Below are 4,742 nucleotides of genomic sequence, written 5' to 3'. Positions count from 1 at the left end.
GGCCCAGAGAAGTTGAGGATCTCCTTCATAGGAGAGCGGAGATACATTTTTTTCAAGCACAGGGATGGTTTTTCCATCAAAGACCTTGGAGGTGAGTACCTCTTTCCAGGGCCATATTTTGCTCAAGGAGCCTATGATAAAACCTGTCAATAACGCAAGGGTAATATTCTTGTAATGCTGAAACATCCATTTCAGGAGACGGGCAAAGGATAAGATCCCAAAAACAGCTCCTGTAAAAACCGTGGCCAGAATGGCAATATCGCGCTCGTGTACGGCATCCAAAATAGTTTTATAGGACCCTAAGAGTACCAGGATAAAAGCACCGGAGATACCCGGTAAGATCATGGCACAAATGGCCAGGGCGCCAGAAAGAAATAGGTAAGGCAGGCTTTCGGTATTCTCCACCGGGGGTAATTGCGTTATATAATAAGCCACCCCAGCGCCCAATGCCAGCACAATAAAAGCGGCAAGATTCCATTTTTCTATTCCTTTAGCCACAAAAATAATACTGGCGATCACCAGCCCAAAGAAAAAGGACCAGAGTAAAACAGGCTGATTAATCAATAGCCAGCTGATGAGTTTAGCAAGGGTGATGATACTGATGGCAATTCCCAAAAATATAGAAATCAGAAAATTTCCGTTGACCTGTTTCCACGTGGCGGCCAGCCCTTGTGTGCGCAAGGTTTTTAGCAGGGATAAATTAACCTGATTGATAGAAGTGATGAGCTCCTCGTAGATACCGGAAATAAAAGCAATGGTTCCTCCAGACACTCCGGGGACCACATCGGCGGCGCCCATGGCGATTCCTTTTAAGGTAAGGATAAGATATTGCAAAAATGAACGGTCACCCATAGCGATAAAAAAAGCAAAAGTAGTTTTTTTAGTCGGATGCCTTCTGGATACTCGTTATAATATTCTGCGCCCAGACCGAGTCGTAAAAAGAGGGGAATTCTTCTTTGAAGTATCGCAGATGATCAAAGTTTAACTTAAGCGCCTTTCTAAAACGGTATTGTGCTTTCACCGGATCATTGGCCAGTAGGTAGAGTCCGGCCATTTTAAATTGGATCACGGCCTTTTCCGGATAGAATTCTAATGCCTGGAGTAAAATTTGTATGGCCGCATCCGGGTCCTGGTTCTGGGTAACAACTTCTGCCCAATTAAGCCAGGTGTCTAATTCGTAATTTCCCAGATCTATACTTTGTTTATAGGCAAAATCGGCCTCATCATAGTGCTCCAGAGCAGCGTGGATACGGGCACATTTCTTCCAGTATTTTGCATTTTCACCATCAATGTTGATGGCCTTATTTATGTAGTACAGCGCCCGGTCGTATTTGTGATTCTTGAAATAAAAATCTGTGATCGCCAACCAACCTTTGTCTAATAGTGGATCTTCGTGTACGGTCTGGTAGAAATAGAATTTGGCCAGATCGTAATTCTGTAACTTCTCATGGCACTTTCCTATGCGCAGGTAGGCATGGGAAGTAGGATCGTCAATGGAAATAGTGGTTTCGTAATTCTCAATGGCCTCGTTGTACTTTCCTAGTTTTTCAAGGACCTTTCCTTTTTCAAAGTAGGCCCCAATAAAGGTGTCATCAGAGATAATAGCAAAATCGAAGGCCGCGAGTGCCTCTTCAAACATTTTTATGGCAAAGTATTGTTTGCCCAACTGGTGCCAGGCCACCTGGCTATAAGGATTTCTCTCCAGATAATCGTTCAAATAGGCTATGGCCCCTTCAAAATCCTCCAGAAATTCGAAGCAATAGATCACATTATAGAGGGAGGAATAATCTTGCTCATCGAAGGATACACATTTCATAAAATGTGTTTTCGCCCGTTCAAAATCGTCCATAAAAAGATATTCCATCCCTAAGAGGGCATAAATATCAAAACTTTCTTCTGTTAGTTCCAGGGCTTTTTTTAGTAAAACAACCGCCGCTTCATGGTTGTCTTTCTTGGAGTAGATGTTAGCTCTCTGTATATAGATCTCCTCATTTGCGCTATCCAACAATTGTAAGTTATCTAAGATCTTTTCGGCTACTTCCAGGTTGTTTTCAAATACAAGGACTTCTACGTCAAGGAGCTTTAGCTCCATGGATTCGGGGTGTTGCTGTAAACCTATCTTGATGGCTTTCTTGGCCAGGGAAATTTTCCCGTTGTTCAGGTAGTGGTGAATAATGTCTTCAAAATCTTCCGCATCAAAGAAGTAGACATCATCTGTCTTGAGCATGGATTCGAATTTTGTAATGGGCTGGTTCGGTTTCTCGTTAGGATCTAACGCCATAGGAACGTGCTTGGTTAATCTATGGACTTAAAAATAGTTTTTATAACTACTTTTATCTCCGAGTAAGGGCTATATTATTAACAAAATAGTTAACAAATTATTGTTGTAAGCTATTTAGTGCTTTTAGGATCACTGTACAACCTTCTTTTATTTCCTCTTCAGAAATGGTCAGTGGCGGGGTGATTCGCACGGCTCTTTTTTCAAATAGCAACCAAAAGAGAATTAGTCCGTTTTGGGCGCACGAAAGTACTAAATCATTTGCAATCTCACTACTTTCCATGATCAAAGTTAACATCAGTCCTTTTCCCCTGATCTCCTTAATGAGTGGGTGTGTAAGGAGGCTCCTGAATAATGCTTCCTTCTCAGTGGTTTGAGACATCAGTGACCCGGCAGTAATTTCCTTTAGCGTAGCCAGGGCAGCCGCAGCAATGACCGGATTACCCCCGAAAGTAGTAATATGTCCCAGCATAGGATTCTCTCCTAAAGTGGCCATCATTTTATGAGAGGCCGTAAAGGCCCCGGTAGGCAAACCTGCTGCCATACCCTTTCCCATGACCAAAATATCCGGAACTACGTTGAAATGTTCAAAGGCGAAGAGTTTACCCGTTCTTCCAAAACCGGGCTGTATCTCATCCAGGATCAGCAAGGCGCCCATGGCCGTGCATCTTGCTCTTACATCCTTGAGATAATTGTCTTTAGGCACCACAAAGCCCGCACCCCCTTGAATGGTCTCTAAAATAACCGCCGCTGTTTTTTTGGTGATCTTGTTGAGATCTTCCTTATTATTGAAGGTGATAAACCCAATATCTGGCAATAAGGGCCTGAAGGGAGCTTTTCTTTCCTCAAAGTCCATAAGGCTCAGACTCCCCATGGTATTTCCGTGATAGGCACTCTTTGCAGCAAGGATCTGTGATCTTCCCGTTACACGTCTGGCTAATTTCAGAGCCCCTTCAATAGCTTCGGTACCGGAATTAACAAGATAGGTGGTCTCCAAAGGGGGTGGTAAGAGACTGGCGAGTAATTTGGTATAGCTAACCGCAGCTTGCTGAATATATTCCCCGTACACCATCACATGCATATACGAATTAAGCTGCTTTTCTACGGCTGCAATGATCTTTGGATGGCAATGGCCCAGGATACTGGCAGAAACTCCGGCTACGAAATCGAGATGTGCCTTTCCACTGCTGTCGTAGATGTAGCTCCCCCTGGCATGGGATACCTCCATAGCGAGAGGGTGAGGGGTAGTTTGCGCCTGATAGGAAAAAAAATCCTCTTTCATAGCTGTCTTACTTTTTTAATACCCTTAAAATCCAGGTATCATCCGTGTATTTCCCGTTGAATTGAGAATCTCTCGCTTTTATAGCTTCAGCCTCTGTGGTATATCGCTCCAGATAGACATAGGTGTAGCCGTTGGAAGTCCGTAAAAAAGATTTAGCTTCTATGCCTCTGTCTGATAGAATCCGACTGAATTTTGAAAAATTATCTTTATTTTCAAAAACATTGGCGATAAGGTAATAGCCGGGGCTGAGATCTTTTTCGCCCTTTATTTCCTCGAAAGGTTTTTTGACGCCATCACTTTGAGCTGAAGGGATGGGCACAGCCGGGGTAACCTTACTTTTTTCTTTTGGCACCTTTTGTGGGATAGAGGAGTTGATAAAATCGCGGGCTTTCTTGTCTACCTCTGAAGTAGCTGCATCCACATCGGTATCAATAGGATTATCTATCCCCTGGATCTTTACCAGGCGTATGTTGTTGTCATCCTCATCAAAAATGGCCTCTTTGCTCCGTATTCGTTCATCTCCTCTCCAGATAAAACCTTTGAGCAGTCTACTATTTTCAGGTAGATCTTCTTCCGGAAAAATATCCCCATCAGGATTTGTGATAAAGGTGATGTCTTCAATATCACTGTTTTCAAAGGTCATGCGAATGGCACTACAGATGGTCTTGTTGATTCCAATAAGCTCATCGTCATCATTATACATATAATAAATCACCTCCGTATTCTTTACCAGGTCTACGATCTTTAGTTCGTTTTCAATGAATTTTCCGAAAAGATCCTTTCCCTTCGCCTGGTTAAAGCCTGCATTTCCAATGGTATCCTGTGAAATGACAAAGGCATTGTTGATCACCTTCAGGGAGTCTAATTTTTCGGTTTCCAGGTCAGAGATCAAGAGAATACTATCGCCGGTCATCTGATTTTCCAGGTTCCACAAGACAGGTTTCCGGATCAATTGGGTAATGCCGGTTTTTTGTTCAAAATGCAGGGAATCGCATTTTCCGCTGAGGTCGGTTTTATAAAATTTGGTATTTCTAAAGGCTCTTAAGATGCGTTCATCGGGTTTACCCGTAACCATAAGGGTGTCCCCATGGATATAAAGCGAATCTTGTTCCACAAGGCTAATAGAAACAGCTCTTTTGGTAGCAAAGACGGAGTCCTTCGCTTTGTAGACCTCTGCATAGT

Annotated in this window: 3 protein-coding genes and 1 pseudogene; all 4 read right to left on the bottom strand. The window is 43.1% G+C overall.

Annotated elements, in window-relative coordinates; translation table 11 throughout:
* Positions 1-852: DUF368 domain-containing protein (locus tag WBM49_RS08740; RefSeq protein ID WP_424371670.1), on the bottom strand; the 852-nt coding region annotated here is incomplete at its 3' end.
* Between the two features lie 28 nt (positions 853-880).
* A complete protein-coding gene (locus tag WBM49_RS08735) occupies positions 881-2,281 on the bottom strand; it encodes a tetratricopeptide repeat protein (protein ID WP_424371669.1) in 1,401 nt (466 codons plus the stop codon).
* A gap of 97 nt (positions 2,282-2,378) precedes the next feature.
* Positions 2,379-3,560, bottom strand: a complete 1,182-nt coding sequence (locus tag WBM49_RS08730; protein ID WP_424371668.1) for an aspartate aminotransferase family protein — start codon at positions 3,558-3,560, stop codon at positions 2,379-2,381.
* A gap of 7 nt (positions 3,561-3,567) precedes the next feature.
* Positions 3,568-4,742 (bottom strand): annotated as a pseudogene (locus tag WBM49_RS08725) (hypothetical protein); the annotation flags it as partial.

Source organism: Muriicola sp. (assembly GCF_049669965.1).
Classification (GTDB): Bacteria; Bacteroidota; Bacteroidia; order Flavobacteriales; family Flavobacteriaceae; genus Muriicola.
This window is presented reverse-complemented; position numbering and strand designations above follow the sequence as displayed.

Excerpts from the sequence above, each read along its gene's own strand:
- WBM49_RS08730 (WP_424371668.1), bottom strand. The coding sequence starts at position 3,560 with ATGAAAGAGGATTTTTTTTCCTATCAGGCGCAAACTACCCCTCACCCT.
- WBM49_RS08735 (WP_424371669.1), bottom strand. The coding sequence starts at position 2,281 with ATGGCGTTAGATCCTAACGAGAAACCGAACCAGCCCATTACAAAATTC.